The sequence below is a fragment of the Allobosea sp. Root381 genome, assembly GCF_001429395.1.
Classification (GTDB): domain Bacteria; phylum Pseudomonadota; class Alphaproteobacteria; order Rhizobiales; family Beijerinckiaceae; genus Allobosea.
Map to the genome: position 1 here is coordinate 13,773 of NZ_LMJT01000020.1, position 18,050 is coordinate 31,822.

An 18,050-nucleotide genomic window follows, 5' to 3' on the forward strand; every position below is an offset into this window, starting at 1 on the left:
CATCCGCGGGATACGCGGCCGGCGTCAGGAGAATACATGTCAGCTGTAGAAAGCTTTGCGGGCCGCGAGGATTTCGCCGCCCTTCTCGAGGAATCCTTCGGCCAGAACGAAGCCCTCGAAGGTTCCGTGATCAAGGGCCTCGTCGTCGCCATCGAAAAGGATATGGCGATCATCGATGTCGGCTTGAAGACGGAAGGGCGCGTCGCGCTCAAGGAATTCAACGGCCCCGGCCGTGACCAGGACATCAAGGTCGGCGACGAGGTCGAGGTCTATCTGGACCGGATCGAGAACGCGCTCGGCGAAGCCGTCATCTCGCGCGACAAGGCTCGCCGCGAAGAGAGCTGGGTCAAGCTCGAGAAGGCCTTCGAGGCCCGCGAGAAGGTTTCCGGCGTCATCTTCAACACCGTCAAGGGCGGCTACACCGTCGATCTCGACGGCGCCGTGGCCTTCCTGCCGCGTTCGCAGGTGGACATCCGTCCGATCCGCGACGTCGGCCCGCTGATGGGCCAGCCGCAGCCCTTCGAGATCCTCAAGATGGATCGCCGCCGCGGCAACATCGTGGTGTCGCGCCGTACCGTCCTCGAAGAGACCCGCGCCGAGGCTCGTTCCGAGCTGGTCGCCTCGCTCGAAGAGGGCCAGGTCATCGACGGCGTCGTCAAGAACATCACCGAATACGGTGCGTTCGTTGACCTCGGCGGCATCGACGGCCTGCTGCACGTCACCGACATGGCCTGGCGCCGCGTGAACCACCCGTCCGAGGTCGTGACCATCGGCCAGACGGTCAAGGTCAAGATCATCAAGATCAACCAGGACACGCACCGCATCTCGCTTGGCATCAAGCAGCTGCTCGCCGATCCGTGGGATGGCATCGCCGCCCGTTACCCCGTCGGTGCGCGCCTCAAGGGCCGCGTCACCAACATCACGGACTACGGCGCGTTCGTCGAAGTGGAGCCGGGCATCGAAGGCCTCATCCACGTCTCCGAGATGTCCTGGACCAAGAAGAACGTCCACCCCGGCAAGATCGTCTCGACCTCGCAGGAAGTCGACGTCGCGATCCTCGAGGTCGATCAGGTCAAGCGCCGCATCTCGCTCGGTCTCAAGCAGACCCTTCGCAATCCGTGGGAGGTCTTTGCCGAGCAGCATCCGAGCGGTGCGGTCGTCGAGGGCGAGGTCAAGAACAAGACCGAGTTCGGCCTGTTCCTGGGCCTTGAAGGCGACATCGACGGCATGATCCATCTTTCGGATCTCGACTGGAACCGTCCGGGCGAGCAGGTCATCGAGGAATACAAGAAGGGCGACATGCTGCAGGCTGTCGTTCTCGATGTGGACGTCGAGAAGGAGCGCATCTCGCTCGGCCTGAAGCAGCTCGGCGGGGATCCCTTCGTGGATGCCGGCGAGTTCAAGAAGGGCCAGGTCGTCACCTGTGAGGTGATCGAGGTCAAGGAAGCCGGTCTCGACGTCAAGATCGCCGGCACCGACATGACCACCTTCATCAAGCGCGCCGAGATCGCTCGCGAGCGTGCCGAGCAGCGCCCCGAGCGCTTCGCGGCTGGCGAGAAGGTCGACGCCCGCGTCGTCCTCTTCGACAAGAAGGCCCGCAAGATCCAGGTCTCGATCAAGGCCCTGGAGATGGCCGAGGAGAAGGAGGCGATGGCGCAGTACGGCTCCGCCGACTCCGGCGCCTCGCTCGGCGACATCCTGGGCGCCGCCCTCAAGAAGGCGACGACCGACAAGAAGTGATCCTAAGGCCGCTCCGGCGGCCCGGTATCCAAGACAGCCCGCGCGGAGTAATCCGCGCGGGCTTTTGTTTCGTCGCTGCTCGTCATTCTCGGGCGGAGCGAAGCGCAGACCCGGGAATCTCTTCGACCAGTGCGCGCTGGTTTCCGAGATGGTCGGGTCAAGCCCGACCATGACGCAAGTAGCAGGACATAATCCATGACACCCGCCGCCATCGGTATCGACTTCGGCACCACCAACAGCGTCGTCGCGCTGGCCGGTGCGGACGGCGCGGTGACGACGCGGTCATTCGCGACGCGGCAGGGCGCGGTCGACGCCTATCGCTCGGCGCTGATGTTCTGGCGCGAGGGGCGGCCGCTCGAGACCCGCGTGACCCATGTCAGCGGCCCCGATGCGCTCGACATGGCGCTCGGCATGACGAGCGAGCACCGCTTCCTGCAGTCCCTCAAGACGTATCTTTCCAGCCGCGCCTTCCAGGAGACCAGGCTGTTCGGCAAGCTCTTCAAGCTCGAGGACCTGATCGGCGTCTTCCTCTCGGACCTTTCCGTCGGGCTGGACGGCGTGGCCGAAACGCCGCTCGTCTCGGGCCGTCCCGTGGTCTTCGCCGGCGAGCGGCCGGACGAGGCGCTGGCGGTCGGCAGGCTACGCGCCTCCTACGCCAAGGCCGGCATGCCGCAGGTCGATTTCGCCTATGAGCCGCTCGGCGCCGCCTATTGGTACGCCCGCGACCTGAAGACGCCGCAGACCATGCTGGTCGCCGATTTCGGCGGCGGCACGAGCGACTTCTCGGTGATGCGCTTCGAGCCCGGCGAGGCCGGACGGCTGGAGGCGATCCCGCTCTCCCATGCCGGCGTCGGCGTCGCCGGCGACACCTTCGACTATCGCATCATCGAGCATGCGGTTTCGCCCCGTCTCGGCAAGGGCACGCAGTACCGTTCCTTCGAGAAGCTGCTGCCGGTGCCGGCGCATTACCACGCTGCCTTCGCGCAATGGCACAAGCTCTCGCTGATGAAGAGCCGTGAGACCCTGGCCGAGCTCAGGGCGCTGATCCGCGACGCGGTCGAGCCCGGCAAGCTCGAGGATCTCCTGACCGTGATCGAGTACGATCTCGGCTACGAGCTCTACCGCGCGGTGTCGGCCGCCAAGATCGCGCTCTCCGCCGCGGACGAAACCGTGCTGCGCTTCGACCATGTGGGCGTCGCGATCGAGCGCACCATCACCCGCGCCGATTTCGACGGCTGGATCGACGAGGATGTCGGCGCGATCGAGACCGCCCTCGACAGGGCGCTGGCGGAGGCGAACATCGCTGCCGGTGCGGTGGAAGCCGTGTTCATGACCGGCGGAACGTCGCATGTGCCGGCGGTTCGCGCGCTGTTCGATCGCCGTTTCGGGCCTGCACGCATCCATGTCGGGGATGCCTTCCGCTCGGTGGCGTCCGGCCTTGCGCTGCTGGCGCTCGACCGGACGCGCGCTCGGGTCGCAGCCTGAGGCCGGAGCTTCGCTTGCCCCTCGCGCGGCGCAGGGCTACACCACGGACCCCGGAGCATGATGCCGGCAGGCGGGTTCCGGTCTGCCGATCGCGTCGTGATCTCACGTCTTGTTCTCGAGCCGAATGATCTCAGGCCGATCCGGACCTCATCGCCCGGATTCCAGCCGACAGGAGCGCCCTGATGTCATCTGATGCCGATCTGCTCGCCGATCGCCGCAGCCTGCGCCGCAAGATCACGCTCTGGCGCCTGCTGGCGGTATGCGGCGTCCTCGGCGCTGTGGTCGTCGCCGGCCTGGCCTGGACCGGGCGCGCGCCCGGCTCGCTGTCGCAGGCCCATATCGCGCGCGTCACGATTTCCGGCTTCATCTCGGGAGACCGGCGCACGCTCGATTTGATCAAGTCGCTCGAGGACAGCCGCGCCGCGGCGGTGCTTGTCCGCATCGACAGCCCCGGCGGCACGGTCAGCGGCTCCGAGGCCGTCTATGATGCGCTGCGCAAGCTCGCGGCCAAGAAGCCGATGGTCGCGGTCGTCGACGGCCTGGCGGCGTCGGGGGGCTACATCGCCGCGATCGGCTCCGACCGGATCGTGGCGCGCCAGACCTCGCTCGTCGGCTCGATCGGCGTGCTCTTCCAGATACCGAACGTGGCGCAGCTGCTGGACACCGTCGGTGTCAAGGTCGAGTCGATCAAGTCGAGCCCGCTCAAGGCGGCGCCGAGCGGCTTCGAGCCGACCTCGCCGGAGGCGAAGGCAGCGCTGCAGCGTGTCGTCGACGACAATTACGATTGGTTCAAGCGGCTGGTCCGCGACCGCCGCAATCTGGCCGAGCCCGAGGTGACGGTGGTCTCCGATGGGCGCGTCCATACCGGCCGCCAGGCGGCACAGCTCAAGCTGGTCGACGAGATCGGCGGCGAGCCGGAGGCGATCGCCTGGCTGGAGCGCGAGAAGGGCGTCGCCAAGGGATTGCGCGTCCGCGATTGGCGCCGCCGGAGCGAATCCTCCTCCTACGGACTCTGGAGCGCGGGCGAGGCCATGGCCCGCGCCGCAGGGCTCGGGACGCTGGCGGGCATCCTCGCCCGCGCGGCCGAGCAGCCACTCGGTTTGCAGCTTGACGCGCCTTTGGCGCTCTGGCAGCCTGCAGTCGAAAAGTGATGTTGATACAAGCGGTTATATTGCAGCGATGATAAAATCAGAACTCGTTCAACGGATCGCTGAACGCAACGGCCATCTCTATCAACGCGATATCGAGAATATCGTCACGGCGATCCTCGACGAGGTCGTCAAGGCGCTCTCGCGCGGCGACAGGGTCGAGCTCAGGGGCTTCGGCGCCTTCTCCCGCAAGGCCCGTTCGGCCCGCGTCGGGCGCAACCCGCGCACCGGCGATGCGGTCGAGGTCGAGGAGAAGTTCGTTCCCGTCTTCAAGACGGGCAAGGAGCTGCGCCTGAGGCTCAACGGCAAGGTCTGATCCATTGGGCGGCAGCCTCCGCAGGATGAGGGCGGGATAAGCGGGCTTCTGCCCGCCCGCCTCGCGGGATCGCTCCAGATCGTTTGCGCGCGTCTTCGAGCCGTGAAAATGATCTGAATCTCTGTTTTATCGCATTTTCTTTATGCGAGCCGGTGTCCACTTCGCTCGAAAATGCTCCAGCGGGAACCCGCCGAAAGGACCAGCGATGAAATCCTTCTTCAAGGCCATCGTCCTGGTGCCGATCGCACTGGCGATCGTGCTGTTCTCGGTCGCCAACCGGGCGCCGGTGCGGGTTTCCTTCGACCCGATCAGCCGTGACACGCCCGTCTTCGCCTTCGATGTCCCGCTCTTCGCCGTCGTCCTGGCGGCGCTCGCGGTCGGCGTACTGATCGGGGGCTTCGCCACCTGGCTGTCTCAGCGCAGATACCGCAAGGCCGCACGCCGCAACCGCCGCGAGGCCGAGACGCTGCGCTCGGAGACGCAGGCGCTGCGTGCCGCCGTGCCTGATTCCGCCTTGCCGGCGCTTACCAACGGACGTGGCTGATGAAGCTTTTCGAACCTGCCGACATCGATGCCGCGCTAACCTTTCCCGGCCTGATCGACACGCTTGCAGACGCCTTTCGCCGCGAGGTGGTGGCGCCGCCGCGCACGAACCACAAGATCGAGCGGCCGGGTGAAGAGGCCGTCCTGCTGATCATGCCGGCCTGGAGCACGCCGGATGCCGATACCCCCTATATCGGCACCAAGATCCTCTCCGTCTTTTTCGGCAACGGCGCGCGCAACCTGCCGGGGGTCATGGGCGCCTATCTGCTGATGAACGGCCGCACCGGCGAACCGCTGGCTGTGATGGACGGCAACCGGCTGACGCTGTGGCGCACCGCCGCCGCCTCCGCGCTGGCGTCGCGCTACATGTCGAACCCGGAATCCTCCCGGATGCTGATGGTCGGCGCCGGCTCGCTTGCGCCGTTCCTGATCAAGGCGCATCGCGCGGTGCGCCCGCTGACCGACATCGCGATCTGGGCGCGGCGCCCCGAGGCGGCCGCGGCCGTGGTCGACGAACTCGCGGCCGACGGAATCGAGGCGAGGGCGGTGGAGGATCTCGAAGGCGAGGCGCGCACGGCGGATGTCATTTCCTGCGCCACCAACGCGACCCAGCCGCTGATCCACGGTCGTTGGCTCAAGCGTGACGCCCATCTCGACCTCGTCGGCGCCTTCACGATGCAGATGCGCGAAGCCGATGCGGATGCGCTCGAACGGGCCCGCGTCGTCGTGGATTCCAAGAAGGCGGTCGATGAAGGCGGCGACGTAGCCATCGGAATCGACGAGGGCAGCTATGCCGCCGAGCGGGTCGCCGGCACGATGGCCGATCTCTGCCATGGCCGGATCGCCGGACGGTCGGAGGAGGGCGAGATCACGCTGTTCAAATCGGTGGGCGTGGCGCTCGAGGACCTGGCGGCTGCGATCGCGATCTGGGAAAGGCGCGCGGACGGCTGAGGCGAGATCACCGCGCGTCCATTCGGACGCGAACCGGCGATCCGTCCCCTTGTTTCAACGTCGGACCGAAAAGTGGCTTCCGCCTTTCGGTCCGGCGCTCCAGCATCCCACGCGCGACTCTTTCCCGTCAGGCCGGAGCCCGTCAGGCCCGGACCGGCGCGCCGCCGAGCGCGCCCAGGAACCACAGGATCAGCACGATGACGAGGGCGAGGCCGAGCACGCCGCCGAGCCCGGTCGCGCCATAACTGCGGTGTCCGTAATAGCCACCGCCACCCAGCAGGAGAATGACGAGCAGAACGATGACGAGCGTGGACATGGCGTGGACCTCTTGACGCTGCGCCGCGCTCCAGCGCGACGTGATGCCGAAGAGAACGCCGGGCGTGCACCGGGAGTTCCGGGTGAGATCTGATCGCTCTTCCGGATGGAAGCCGCGAAGCCTGGAAAGGCGCTACTCGACTTTGGTCCCGACCTCCCTGATCAGGTCGCCCCACTTCTTCATTTCGGCCTGCAGGAAGGCGGCCAGCTCGGCCGGTGTATTACCCAAGGGTTCGGCCGCAAGCGCGTCCATCTTGCCGCGAAGCGCGGGGTCGGCGAGGCCGGCCTTGGTATCGGCCTGGATCTTGTCGATGACCGCCTGCGGTGTCCTGGCCGGTGCGAAGAGCGCGAACCAGGACGAGACGTCGAAGCCGGGCACCGTGTCTGCGATCGGCGCGAATTCCGGCGCGGCCGCCGAGCGCTTGGCGGTGGTGATGCCGAGGCCGCGGATCGAGCCTGCGCGGACATGCGGCAGCGCCTGGGGAATGTTGTCGAAGATCAGGTCGATCCGCCCGCCGATCAGATCCTGGGTCGCCTGCGCCGTGCCGCGATAGGGCACATGCACCATCTTGGTCCCGGTCAGCTTCTGGAAATACTCGCCCGACAGATGCACCGAGGTCCCGATGCCGGAGGAGCCGTAGCTGAGCTTGCCCGGATTGGCCTTGGCATAGGCGATCAGCTCGGCGACGCTCTTCACGGGCAGGTTGTTGTTGACCACGAGCAGGTTCGGCACCAGCGCGACCATCGTGACCGGGGCGAGATCCTTGACCGGATCGTAGTTGAGTTTGGCGTAGAGATACTGGTTCGTGGCCATGCCGACCGAGACGATCAGCAGCGTGTCGCCGTTGGGTTCGGCCTTGGCGACGGCGTCCGTGCCGATATTGCCACCGGCCCCGGGCCGGTTCTCGATGACGAAGTTGGTCCCCCATGTCTGCCCGAGCTTGTCCGCGACCAGCCGGCCGAGGACATCGGTCGCTCCAGCCGGCGGGAAGGGCACGACGAGCTTGAGCGTGCGGCCCTGCGGCCAGGGCGCCTGCGCGAATCCCACGAGCGGGTTCACCAGCGCCGCTGCGCCGAGCCCTCCGAGCACAGCGCGGCGGTCGATTCCGATCTGCTTCATCAGCCGTTCTCCTTCCCCAGTGCGGTGCGGATCTTGAGCGTCCGGCTCCCGTCAGCGAAGGCTGGCGTCCTCTTGGAGAATTGTCCATCGGCAATTGGTGGGCAATCGAGGCTTGACCTTTCGGGTCCTAGCCCCCGATTCTCCGCGGATGTCCTCGCTGAAGCGCCGAATCGCCGCCTGCTCCGCCCTTCTGCTTCTTGCGCTCGCTCCCGCGGCCGTTCGGGCCCAATCGACAGCCGAGGAGGAGGCGAGACGACGCGCGGCCAATATCGCGGCCTTTCCGGAAGCTGCGCGTTCCCTTTTCGGCCAGAGGACCGCCCCGGCCAACATGCAGGCCCGTGCGATCGGCTCCTATGCGCGTGGCTGCCTTGCCGGCGCGACAGCGCTGCCCGTCGACGGGCCGAGCTGGCAGGTGATGCGGCTCAACCGCAACCGCAACTGGGGCCACCCGGTCCTGATCGACTATCTTGAAGAGTTCGCGCGCGACGTGCCGAAGATCACCGGCTGGCCGGGGCTGCTGGTCGGCGATATCTCTCAGCCGCGCGGCGGGCCGATGCTGACCGGCCATGCCTCGCACCAGATCGGCCTCGATGCCGACATCTGGTTGACGCCGATGCCGAGGAGCCGCCTCGGCGGCGACGCCCGCGAGAACATGCCGGCGGTCAACATGGCGCGCTCCGACTGGCGCGATGTCGACCCGAAGAACTGGACGCCGGCCCATACAAGGCTGATCAAGGCTGCCGCCGGCGAGCCTCGGGTCGAGCGCATCTTCGTCAATCCGGCGCTGAAGGTCGCGCTTTGCCGCGAGGCCGGCTCGGACCGCTCATGGCTGAACAAGGTCCGGCCGATCTGGGGCCACAACTACCATTTCCACATCCGCATGAGCTGCCCGCCCGGCATGCCGGGCTGCAGCGGCCAGGAGCCGCCGAATTTCGGCGACGGCTGCGGCACGGAGCTCACGGGCTGGATCGAGCGCCAGCACAACGCCATCTTCAACCCGCCGAAGCCCAGGCCCGGCCCCAGGCCGAAGCCAAAGCCGCCGATGTCGCTCGATGCCCTGCCGGACGAATGCCGGCAGGTGCTGGTCTCGCGCTAGAATGTGCTGAGGTTTCTCGGAAACATGTCGTCGTCCCGGGCAAGCTCGGGATGACGACGGGCGGTTCCGTGCAAAATTGGTGCGCCCTGGCCCGCATCTAGCGCCGCGGCGTACCTCGGCCCGAGCTGTAGGCGAACGGGTCCCGCGACGGGCTGATCGCCGGCTGCGCCTGGTCATAGCCGTCCTGATCCAGAACCCCCGTGCCCTCATCGTCGCCGATGATGGTCTCCTCGGTGGCCGGCATCGCACCCGGCAGCATCAGCGGGCCACGCTGCTCGCTCGGCAGGGCTTGCGGCTGGTAGCCCTGTCCGGGCCGGTTCGCGCGCGGCGGGTTCAGCGGCCGGTTGTCGTATTCTTCCAGGAAGCGGCGCTGGCTCTCCAGCCCGTGTCCGCCGTTATGCTGGCCGGCACCATGAGTCGCGACCGGGTAGGCACCGGCATTCGCGACCGCGCCCGGCGGGCGCATGCCGCCGCCGCTGGGCTGGCGCAGCAGGCCGCCCCCGCCGGCGACCATCGCCGGCGCGGTGTCGCGCAGCTTCGGCTGCGCCATCGAATAGGGCCGGGCCGGATCGGGCGGTGGCAGGTCGTAATTCGGCGTGTACTTGATCACCGGCCTGCAGATGTGCCGGCCCTTGGAATGCCGCGCCAGATCGATGTGGAAATGGTCGTAATGGAACGCGTCGGCGCCCGGGCCGAGCACGGTCGAGAAATGTTGGCAGGCGCCGACGAAGACCTCGCGCAGGAAGTTCTGCTCCGCCGGCGAGCCGCGCCAACCATCCTTCACGGTGATGTTGCGGCCGTCGTTGAGGCGGAAGGAGAACACGTCGACGGCGTTGCCGAAGGCGTGCTCGGAGGTGCGCCGGGTGCCGGTGCCGTTGTTCATGGCCCGGCAGGAATAGGAGCCGGTGCGCATCTCGATGACCTGCGCGCCGAGTACGTTCTGCGCCGCCGGCTGGACGACCTCCGACAGCCATTTGTCGGTCGTCGCGACCACGGGGCAGGACAAGGTGGCCGTGCTGGTCAGCCCGATGCCGCCATTGGAGAAGGCGGAGACCCTGAGCGGCTTCTCCATGCCGCAGGTGCCGGGGCCTTCGATCGGTTTTCCGCGCAGGCTGACATAGGAGGAGAGCTGCACCTGGCGCGAGGACAGGCAGGCGGCCTCCGCCTGGTCGCGCCAGGCGGCACGCTGGGGTTTCTGGAACTTGCCGCAGCCGGCAAGGCCGGAGCCGAGCAGACCGAGCGCGATGAGGGCGAGATGAACGCGTCGCATACCGTTCAAATGCGAGCCGTTTGGTGAACGGTTTCTCAACCGCCTGAGCCCGCCGCGCCACAGCGCGATTAAGTTTGGCCGCTCGGTAAATGCGGGGTTAAACGGCTGCCCGGATCGGTTAACCGGTCGTCCGACCGTGGGAGGCGGGCGTGTCTGAGGAGAGCTTTGGCGCTCAGGTGAAAGGCGGCGACCGGCATCTGGTTGTTGCCGGCGTTCTCAGCCTTGCCCTGTCGCCCGGGCCTCTTCCGCGCGGCTTGCCGGCAACCGTTTAGATCATTGTGGATTCGGCTGCTGGGATCATGTCATCGCTGTGGCGGATGGGGCAAAGAGCCTCGTCGAACGGGCGGTTGCGATCAGATTATCCCCAAAACTATTCAATGATTTAACGCATGGTTAAGGATACTCTAGCCTCTGCCGCGTGGCCGCCACGCTCTCGCCCCCTTGCGGCCGCCGCCGGATCTGGCTAGGTTCGTGTCAGGTCAATGACAAAGGAGGGTGTGATGAGCCTCACGCTACGTCTCGACCGATTGATCATGGGGGCGGCCTTCGTTTTCATGATGCTGATCGTGCTGGGAGCGTTCTGACGGACGTCAGTCTCAAGTCAAAAGGACCACGAGAGCCTTTATGGCACGCCGTCGGGAGCCTCTCCCGGCGGCGTTTGCATGTCTGGCTGGGAAAGCAGCGGCCGAGAATGCGCCTGCTCGGCCGCGGAGGCGCGCCGGCTCAACTTTCGGGGCAAGGCGTGTCCGTGACGTGCCAGGACATCATGTTGATGACCCGGCCGCATTGGGCGATGCGCCGCCCTTGTGTCGTGCGGATGCAGGAAGCGGCGCCCTCGGCAATCTTCCGGCCCTCGTTCCAGCAGAAGCAGAGCGGCTCCGGCGCCTGGGCCAGGCGGGGCGGTTCGAGCGCGACCGCAGCGTCGCCAGCCAGCGCCTCGGTCGTGATCAGGAGAAGCAGCGCTGCGAGAAGTGCCGGGGGCAGAGTTCGCCACGACCAATGAACAGGCCCGGTTGGGCCAGTTTTCTTGTCGGAGAGCCTGGGCGCAACAGCGATCATGGCTCGCTCCCATGGGCGAGTTTCAACAACGCAGCGGCGATGGCGACAGTCTATCACAATGCGACCGATTGGCACAGCGCCGAGATACTTTCAGAATATTGTTATATTACAGCCGCTTGTTCGAGGCGACCTTGCGAAGCCGGCAGTCATGGGCCATATTCCACCGCGAGAGAGCCCAAGGGGGGCTCCCGGGAGGATCCATGTCACTGATTTCGTTGGCCCGCCGAGGCCGTGTCGTTGCCGTGCTCGCTGGTGCGTTGCTTCTCGTTCCGGTGATCGCCGAGGCTCGCCCCGGCGGTAAGGGTGGTTTCGGCAGCCGCGGCTCGCGGACCTACCAGGCGCCGCCTTCGACCAACACCGCGCCGACCGGCGCCCAGCCGTTCCAGCGCAGCGCCCAGCCTTCGCCGTCCCAGGCGGCTCCGGCAGCCGGCGCCGCTGCTGCGGCCCAGGCCGCGCGGCCCTCGATGGCGCGCAACCTGATGATGGGCGTCGGTGCGGGCCTGCTCGGCGCCGGCCTCTTCGGCATGCTGTCCGGCTCCGGCTTCTTCAGCGGGCTGGCTTCGATGGCCGGGATGCTCGGCTTCCTGCTGCAGATCGCCCTGATCGGCGGTGCGATCTGGCTGGCGCTGCGCTTCTTCCGCCGCCGGTCGCAGCCGCAGCTCGCCAGCGCCGGCGCGCCGCTCGGGCGCAACATGCAGCAGCCCCAGCCGGGCAATCGCATGGGCGCCATGGGCGGTTCCGGCATGGGCGCTGCTGCCTTGGGTGGGGCTGCCGCGGGCCGTCCGGCCGCCGAGCCGCAGAGTCAGCCGCTCGAGCTGTCCGGTAACGATTTCGGCACCTTCGAGCGCCTGCTGAGCGAGATCAACGAGGCCTATTCGAACGAGGACGAGAAGGGCCTGCGCGATCGCGTCACGCCCGAGATGTTCGGCTATTTCGACGAGGACCTGTCCGGCAACGCCGCCAAGGGCTTGGTCGACCGTGTTTCCGACGTCAAGTTGCTGCAGGGCGACCTCGCCGAGGCCTGGACCGAGGACGGTTTCGACTACGCGACGGTGGCTATGCGCTTCAGCCTGATCAACGCGCTTTACGAGCGCGCCAGCGGCAAGGTCGTCGACGGCAACGCGACCGTGCCTCAGGAAGTCACGGAGCACTGGACCTTCGCGCGTTCGCGCGGCGGCCCGTGGAAGCTTTCCGCGATCCAGCAGGCCGCCTGAGCCTCGCTGCTTACGCAAGATGATCCGAGAACGGCCGGGGCAACTCGGCCGTTTTTCGTTGGGCGCGGGGCCCAGCTCCGGATTTCTGATCGTCTCCTCAATATAGGGCTCGGATTGGAGCAGGCACGGCTTTCGGGTGTCGCGGTTGCGAGAACCGTCCTATAGGCGAAGGCGAGATCCTCGTTCTGCCGGAGACCTGACCCCATGACCGATTTGCGCCTCGTCGTCGTCGGAGCCGCCGGCCGGATGGGCCGGATGCTGGTCAAGGCGGTCCACGAGGCGCCGGGCTGTGTGCTGGCGGCAGCGGTCGAGCGGCCCGGTTCCGCAATGCTGGGCCAGGATGCCGGATTGCTCGCAGGGTTGCCGGCCAACAAGGTGACGGTCACGGACGACGCGGCCTCCGCCTTCGCCGCGGCCGATGCGGTGCTCGACTTCACCACCCCCGATTCGACCGTCGCCTTCGCCGCGCTCGCCGCCCAGGCCGGTATCGCCCATATCGTCGGCACGACGGGGCTGGAGCCACGACATTTGGCCGCGCTCGAGGCGGCGGCGAGCCGGACGGCCATCATCCGCTCCGGCAATATGAGCCTCGGCGTCAATCTACTTGCGGCGCTGGTCCGCAAGGTCTCAGCGACGCTCGGGACCGACTGGGACATCGAGATCGTCGAGATGCATCATCGCATGAAGGTCGATGCCCCCTCCGGCACCGCGGTCCTGCTCGGAGAGGCGGCGGCGCAGGGGCGGGCGGTCGATCTGGCGGAGAAGCGTGTCGCCGTCCGCGACGGGCATACGGGTGCGCGGGAGCCCGGCACGATCGGCTTCGCGACGCTGCGCGGCGGCACCGTCGTCGGCGACCACAAGGTCGTCTTCGCCAGCATGGGCGAGCGCCTCGAGCTCAGCCACATCGCCGAGGATCGCAGCCTGTTCGCGCAGGGCGCGGTCAAGGCCGCGCTCTGGAGCAAGGGGCGCGCGCCCGGCCTCTATTCGATGGCCGATGTGCTTGGCCTCGATGCGCTGTAAGGGGGTCGTGCCGTGACCCGGCTCGTCGTCGCTCCGGGCGTCGTCCACTGGCCGGGTTATCTCCCGCCGGAAGCGCAAGCGGCGCTCGTCGTCGAACTCCGCGAGGTGGCGCGGCAGGCGCCATTCTTCCAGCCGCGCATGCCGAAGACCGGAAAGCCGTTCTCCGTCCGCATGACCAATTGTGGCTCGCTCGGCTGGGTCTCGGACGAGACAGGCTATCGCTATCAGCCGCTGCATCCGGTGACCGGCGAGCCCTGGCCGCCGATGCCTGTCGCTCTGACGCAGGCCTGGCGCGACCTGGCCGGCTACGCTCATCTGCCCGAGGCCTGCCTGGTCAATTTCTACGAGGCCGGGGCGAAGATGGGCCTGCATCAGGACCGCGACGAGCAGGAATTCGATGCGCCGGTGCTCTCGCTGTCGCTTGGCGACACGGCGGTGTTCCGGATCGGCGGAACGCAGCGCGGCGGCAAGACCGTCTCGCTGAAGCTCGCCTCCGGCGATGCGCTGCTCTTCGGCGGCGAGGCGAGGCTGGCCTATCACGGCATCGACCGGATCATCGCCGGCTTGTCCAGCCTGCTGCCGCAGGGCGGGCGCATCAACCTGACCTTGCGACGGGTGACGAAACCCCGCGCCTGACCGACCGCGCCTCAGCGCGGCGCGTCGTGTCCCGGCAGATGCGGGAAGGACCAGCCGAATAGGATCGAGCCCGCCCGCAGGCCGAAGCCTGCCGCAAGCCCGCCGGTCATGACGGCGAGCGGACCGAAGCCGAAATGCGTCATCAGCGCGGTGGTGGCTGCACCGCAGGCGGCGGCGGTCACGTAGAAATCCCGGCTCCACAGCACCATCGCGCGGTCGCCGGCCAGGATGTCGCGCAGGATGCCGCCGAAGGAGGCTGTCATTGCCCCGAGCGCGATCGCCGAGAGCAGCGGCACATCGGCGGCGAGCGCCGTCTTCGTGCCGACGACGGCAAAGAGGGACAGCCCCGCCGCATCGGCCCAGATCAGCAGGCGCTTGGCGCCCCAGTCGTCGAGAAGGCCCGGCCGCACGAAGGCGACGATCCAGGCGATGAGCGCGACCGCGATGCAGACCACGACGCCGAGCGGCGCATCCACCCACCAGACGCTGCGGTTGAGCAGGAGGTCCCGCAGCGTGCCGCCGCCAGCGCCGGTGACGCTGGCCAGCAGGATGAAGCCGAACGGGTCCATACCCTTGCGGGCGGCGACGAGAGCGCCGGTCAACGCGAAGACGGAGACGCCGGCGAACTCGATCATGGTTCAGAGCAGGACGCTGGACTGAGGGAGCCGGCCTTTTGCATGAGCCGTGCTCCCATGTGTCCTAGTGCCCAGATGAGGCGGCGTCCTCGCCCTCGGCGGACTGAGGCTTGGGCGCGCCGGCGGAGACACCGACGAGGGCGGGCCTCAGCACGCGTTCGCCGATCTTGTATCCGGTCTGCACCACCTTCGAAACCAACCCCTTTGCGATCGCCGGATCGGGGGCCTCGAACATGGCCTGATGCAGGTTCGGGTCGAACTTCTCGCCCTGCGGGTCGATCTTGCGGACGCCGTGACGTTCCAGCGTCTTCAGAAGCTCGCGCTCCGTCAGTTCGACGCCCTCGACGAGCGCCTGCAGCGCCGCGTTCTCGGCCGAGCGCGCCGCCTCGGGGAGGCTTTCCAGCGCCCGGCGCAGATTGTCGGCCGAGCCCAGCATGTCGCGGGCGAAGCTCGTCACCGCATAGGCCTTGGCGTCGCCGATCTCGCGTTCGGTGCGGCGGCGCAGATTCTCCATGTCGGCGAGCGTGCGCAGGAGCTTGTCCTTGAAATCGTCGCGCTCGGCTTCGAGCTTGGCGAAATTGGCCTGGATGATCTCTTCGGGCGACAGGGTCGCGGTCTCGTCCGGCGTGGGCTCTGCGTTTGGGTTGTCCGTCGCAGGGTTCTGCGTCATGGCGTGATCCAATTCCCTACCAAATCATGGCAGCCGCGCTTCAGCGGCGCGCGGCTGCGTTCGTGGCCGATATCGGGCTTGTGGCCGGTTAAATCAAGCACGGGCCGGTGCTTTCGCCTTTGCGGCCGGCGCCTTTTCGGCCTCCGGGCCGAAGACCTCGAGCAGCGCCTTGCGGATGGTCAACTGGCGCGCGGTCGAGACGATCTTCGCATTGGTCAGGTCGGTGACGTAGAAAACGTCGACCGCCTTCTCGCCGAAGGTCGCGATATGCGCCGAGGCGATGTTGAGGTTGAGCTTCCCGATCGCGGTGGTGAGATCGTAGAGCAGCCCGGGCCGGTCCAGCCCCGCCACTTCCAGCACCGTGTGGCGCGCCGAAAGCACGTTGTCGATGATGACCTCGGGCGCGAGCTGGAAGGTCTGGCCCCGCGGCGGCGGCGCGCGGCGCTGGGCGACGAGGTCCGCGATCTTGATCTCGCCCTTGAGCGCGCGCTCGATTGCGGCCGCGATCCGCTCGGCCCGGCGCAACTCGTCGTCGTCGCGGTCGAAGGCGCGCGAGATGGCGATCGTGTCGAGCACCAGCCCGTCGGTCGTCGTGAAGATCTGGGCGTCGACGATGTTGCCGCCGGCGGCCGCGCAGGCCCCGGTGACGATCGCGAGCAGGCGGGGATGATCGGGCGCCAGCACGGTCAGCACGGTCACGCCGCGGAACTGGTCGGTCTCGACCAGCGTCGCGGTGGTGCGCCCCTCCTGCTCGCCCTGGCGGATGAAGCGGGCGTGCTGCTCCTGGCGTTTGAGATCGGTCTTGATCCAGTAGGCCGGGTAGTGGCGGGCGAAATAGGCGTCGCGCTCGGCCGGTGCCCAGTCCGCGAGGCGCTCCTTCAGATCGTCCTGCTTGCGCTGGACGCGCGCCTTCCGCTCGAACTGCGAATGGCCTCCGGCGAGGACGATCTCGGTCTCGGAATAAAGGGTGCGCAGGAGCTGGCCCTTCCAGCCGTTCCAGACGCCGGGGCCGACCGCCTTGATGTCGGCGACCGTCAGCAACAGCAGGAGCTTCAGCCGCTCCAGCGTCTGAACGATGGCGGCGAAGCTCTCGATCGTCTTGGGGTCGCCGAGGTCGCGGCTCTGCGCCACGGTCGACATGTCGAGATGGTGCTCCACCAGCCAGGCGGCGGTTTCGGCCTGCGCGTCCGTCAGGCCTAGCCGCGGCCCGAGCTTGCGGGCGATCCGGGCGCCGGCGAGCGAGTGGTCCTCGATCCGTCCCTTGGCGACGTCGTGCAGGAAGAGCGCGACATAGAGCGCGCGACGATTGGCGATCGTCGGCATGATCTCGTTGGCGAGCGGGTGCTCGGATTCGAGGATGCCGGCATCGATCTCCGAGAGCACGCCGATCGCGCGGATCAGGTGCTCGTCGACGGTGTAGTGATGATACATGTTGAACTGCATCATCGCGACGATCCGCCCGAAATCGGGCACGAACTTTCCGAGCAGTCCGGATTCGTTCATGCGCCGCAGCACCGCTTCCGGCGAGCGCCGCGCCGTCAGGATCTCCAGGAAGATGCGGTTGGCCTCACGGTCGTTGCGCAGTTGCGGCGTCACCAGCCGCAGCGACTGCGTCACGAGCCGGCTGGCATCGGGATGGACGGCGATATCGTCACGGCTGGCGATCTCGTAGAGCCGCAGCAGGTTGACCGGGTCGCGCTGGAAGGCCTCTTCGTCGACGACGTTCAGCCGCTGGCTCTTCAGCGTGAAATCGGGGTGGCCCAGCGCCCGCACCCGCTTGCGCTTGGTGAAGGAACCGAGCAGCCGCGACAGCGAAGCGCGCGGCTTCTGCTGGCGCGCCTCCAGCGCCGCGCAGACGATCGCCGTCAGGTCGCCGACATCCTTGGCGACGAGAAAATAGGCCTTCATGAAGCGCTCGACCGGCGCCTGGCCGCTGCGCCCGGCATAGCCGATCGCGGAAGCCACTTGCCGCTGCAGGTCGAAGGAGAGGCGTTCCTCGGACCGCCCGGTGATGAAGTGCAGCCAGCAGCGCACGCGCCAGAGGAACTCCTCCGAGCGCTGGAACATCAGGAGTTCCTTTCGGTCGAACAATCCGGCCGCGACGAGCTCGCGCACATCGTTGACCCGGTAGGCGTATTTCGCGATCCAGAACAGGGTGTTGAGGTCGCGCAAGCCGCCCTTGCCGTCCTTGACGTTGGGCTCGACCAGATAGCGCGACGTGCCGGCCCGCCGCACGCGGGTCTCGCGCTCGGCCAGCTTGGCTTCGGTGAAGGCGGGCGCCGTGCCCTCGACCACCTCGGCGCCGAAGCGGCGCAGCATCTCGTGGAAGACCAGCGTGTCGCCAGCGATGAAGCGGGCTTCCAGCAGTGCGGTGCGGATCGTCATGTCGGCGCGCGCCTCGCGCACGCAGTCATCGACCGAGCGGACGGAGTGGCCGACCTTCAGCTTGAGGTCCCAGAGCGGATAGAGCATCGCCTCGACCACGCTTTCGCCCCAGGCGGTTTGCTTGTGCGGGAAGAGGAAGAGCAGGTCGACATCCGAGCCCGGCGCCAGCGTGCCGCGGCCATAGCCGCCGACCGCGACGACGGCGATGCGCTCGGACTGCGACGGGTTGAGCGCCGGGTAGAAGTGCTCGGTCGCCGCGACATGCAGGCAGCCGACGACCGCATCCATCACCGCCGAAAGATGCCGCGCGCAGATCAGGCCGTGACGCGGGCGCTTCAGCAATTCGCGCGCCGAGGCGTGGCCCTGGTTGAGGACCTGGCGCAGACCGGCGACGAGCTGGTTGCGGATGTCGGTATGGCTTCCGCCTCGCGCGTGCGCCAGCAGCTG

At 67.5% G+C, this 18,050-nt stretch carries 17 protein-coding genes; 10 read left to right on the forward strand and 7 right to left on the reverse strand.

Annotated elements, in window-relative coordinates:
* The first annotated feature begins 36 nt into the window (after positions 1–36).
* From rpsA to ASE63_RS16315, 6 genes are all read left to right on the forward strand, one after another.
* Complete coding sequence (gene rpsA, locus ASE63_RS16290) at positions 37–1,740, forward strand: 30S ribosomal protein S1 (protein ID WP_056803319.1); 1,704 nt, start codon at positions 37–39, stop codon at positions 1,738–1,740.
* A 195-nt stretch (positions 1,741–1,935) separates the two neighbouring features.
* Positions 1,936–3,225 carry an Hsp70 family protein gene (locus ASE63_RS16295; RefSeq protein ID WP_056803322.1) on the forward strand — a complete coding sequence of 430 codons (1,290 nt, stop codon included), beginning with the start codon at positions 1,936–1,938 and terminating at the stop codon, positions 3,223–3,225.
* A gap of 182 nt (positions 3,226–3,407) precedes the next feature.
* Positions 3,408–4,376, forward strand: coding sequence for a signal peptide peptidase SppA (sppA, locus tag ASE63_RS16300; RefSeq protein WP_056803324.1), 969 nt, complete (start codon positions 3,408–3,410; stop codon positions 4,374–4,376).
* A gap of 28 nt (positions 4,377–4,404) precedes the next feature.
* Positions 4,405–4,689: an integration host factor subunit beta gene (gene ihfB, locus ASE63_RS16305; RefSeq protein ID WP_056803327.1), complete on the forward strand. Its 285-nt coding sequence runs from the start codon at positions 4,405–4,407 to the stop codon at positions 4,687–4,689.
* 205 nt (positions 4,690–4,894) lie between these two features.
* The gene (locus ASE63_RS16310; RefSeq protein WP_056803332.1) at positions 4,895–5,233 is read left to right on the forward strand and encodes a LapA family protein; all 339 of its coding nucleotides are present in this window, start codon (positions 4,895–4,897) and stop codon (positions 5,231–5,233) included.
* A complete protein-coding gene (locus ASE63_RS16315; protein WP_056803335.1) occupies positions 5,233–6,183 on the forward strand; it encodes an ornithine cyclodeaminase family protein in 951 nt (316 codons plus the stop codon). Before ASE63_RS16310 ends, ASE63_RS16315 begins: the two co-directional genes overlap by 1 nt.
* Before the next feature lie 142 nt (positions 6,184–6,325).
* Here the strand turns inward: ASE63_RS16315 and ASE63_RS26675 are convergent, their stop codons facing one another.
* Together ASE63_RS26675 and ASE63_RS16320 are read right to left on the reverse strand one after the other, a co-directional pair.
* Positions 6,326–6,499 (reverse strand): DUF3309 family protein, encoded by a 174-nt coding sequence (locus tag ASE63_RS26675; RefSeq protein ID WP_082610017.1) that lies wholly within the window; start codon positions 6,497–6,499, stop codon positions 6,326–6,328.
* Positions 6,500–6,631: 132 nt separating this feature from the next.
* Entirely contained in the window at positions 6,632–7,618 is a 987-nt protein-coding gene (locus ASE63_RS16320; protein WP_056803340.1) for a tripartite tricarboxylate transporter substrate binding protein, read from the reverse strand.
* 148 nt (positions 7,619–7,766) lie between these two features.
* Here ASE63_RS16320 and mepA point away from each other — a divergent pair, with 148 nt between their 5' ends.
* Positions 7,767–8,714, forward strand: a complete 948-nt coding sequence (gene mepA, locus ASE63_RS16325; protein WP_056803343.1) for a penicillin-insensitive murein endopeptidase — start codon at positions 7,767–7,769, stop codon at positions 8,712–8,714.
* 97 nt (positions 8,715–8,811) lie between these two features.
* Here mepA and ASE63_RS16330 read toward each other — a convergent pair whose 3' ends face one another.
* Together ASE63_RS16330 and ASE63_RS16335 are read right to left on the reverse strand one after the other, a co-directional pair.
* The gene (locus tag ASE63_RS16330; protein ID WP_056803346.1) at positions 8,812–9,984 is read right to left on the reverse strand and encodes an extensin family protein; all 1,173 of its coding nucleotides are present in this window, start codon (positions 9,982–9,984) and stop codon (positions 8,812–8,814) included.
* A gap of 723 nt (positions 9,985–10,707) precedes the next feature.
* The gene (locus ASE63_RS16335; protein WP_056803349.1) at positions 10,708–11,043 is read right to left on the reverse strand and encodes a hypothetical protein; all 336 of its coding nucleotides are present in this window, start codon (positions 11,041–11,043) and stop codon (positions 10,708–10,710) included.
* Between the two features lie 200 nt (positions 11,044–11,243).
* Between ASE63_RS16335 and ASE63_RS16340 the strand changes: the two genes are divergently transcribed.
* The 3 genes from ASE63_RS16340 (at position 11,244) to ASE63_RS16350 (ending at position 13,913) form a co-directional block, all read left to right on the forward strand.
* Positions 11,244–12,257: a Tim44 domain-containing protein gene (locus ASE63_RS16340; protein WP_056803352.1), complete on the forward strand. Its 1,014-nt coding sequence runs from the start codon at positions 11,244–11,246 to the stop codon at positions 12,255–12,257.
* 213 nt (positions 12,258–12,470) lie between these two features.
* Positions 12,471–13,277: a 4-hydroxy-tetrahydrodipicolinate reductase gene (gene dapB, locus ASE63_RS16345; protein WP_056803461.1), complete on the forward strand. Its 807-nt coding sequence runs from the start codon at positions 12,471–12,473 to the stop codon at positions 13,275–13,277.
* 12 nt (positions 13,278–13,289) lie between these two features.
* A complete protein-coding gene (locus tag ASE63_RS16350) occupies positions 13,290–13,913 on the forward strand; it encodes an alpha-ketoglutarate-dependent dioxygenase AlkB (RefSeq protein WP_056803355.1) in 624 nt (207 codons plus the stop codon).
* A gap of 11 nt (positions 13,914–13,924) precedes the next feature.
* Here ASE63_RS16350 and ASE63_RS16355 read toward each other — a convergent pair whose 3' ends face one another.
* From ASE63_RS16355 to ASE63_RS16365, 3 genes are all read right to left on the reverse strand, one after another.
* Entirely contained in the window at positions 13,925–14,548 is a 624-nt protein-coding gene (locus tag ASE63_RS16355; RefSeq protein ID WP_056803358.1) for a trimeric intracellular cation channel family protein, read from the reverse strand.
* 64 nt (positions 14,549–14,612) lie between these two features.
* Positions 14,613–15,218, reverse strand: coding sequence for a nucleotide exchange factor GrpE (grpE, locus tag ASE63_RS16360; RefSeq protein ID WP_056803360.1), 606 nt, complete (start codon positions 15,216–15,218; stop codon positions 14,613–14,615).
* Between the two features lie 93 nt (positions 15,219–15,311).
* Complete coding sequence (locus tag ASE63_RS16365; RefSeq protein WP_244491425.1) at positions 15,312–18,047, reverse strand: [protein-PII] uridylyltransferase; 2,736 nt, start codon at positions 18,045–18,047, stop codon at positions 15,312–15,314.
* Between the last annotated feature and the right edge of the window lie 3 nt (positions 18,048–18,050).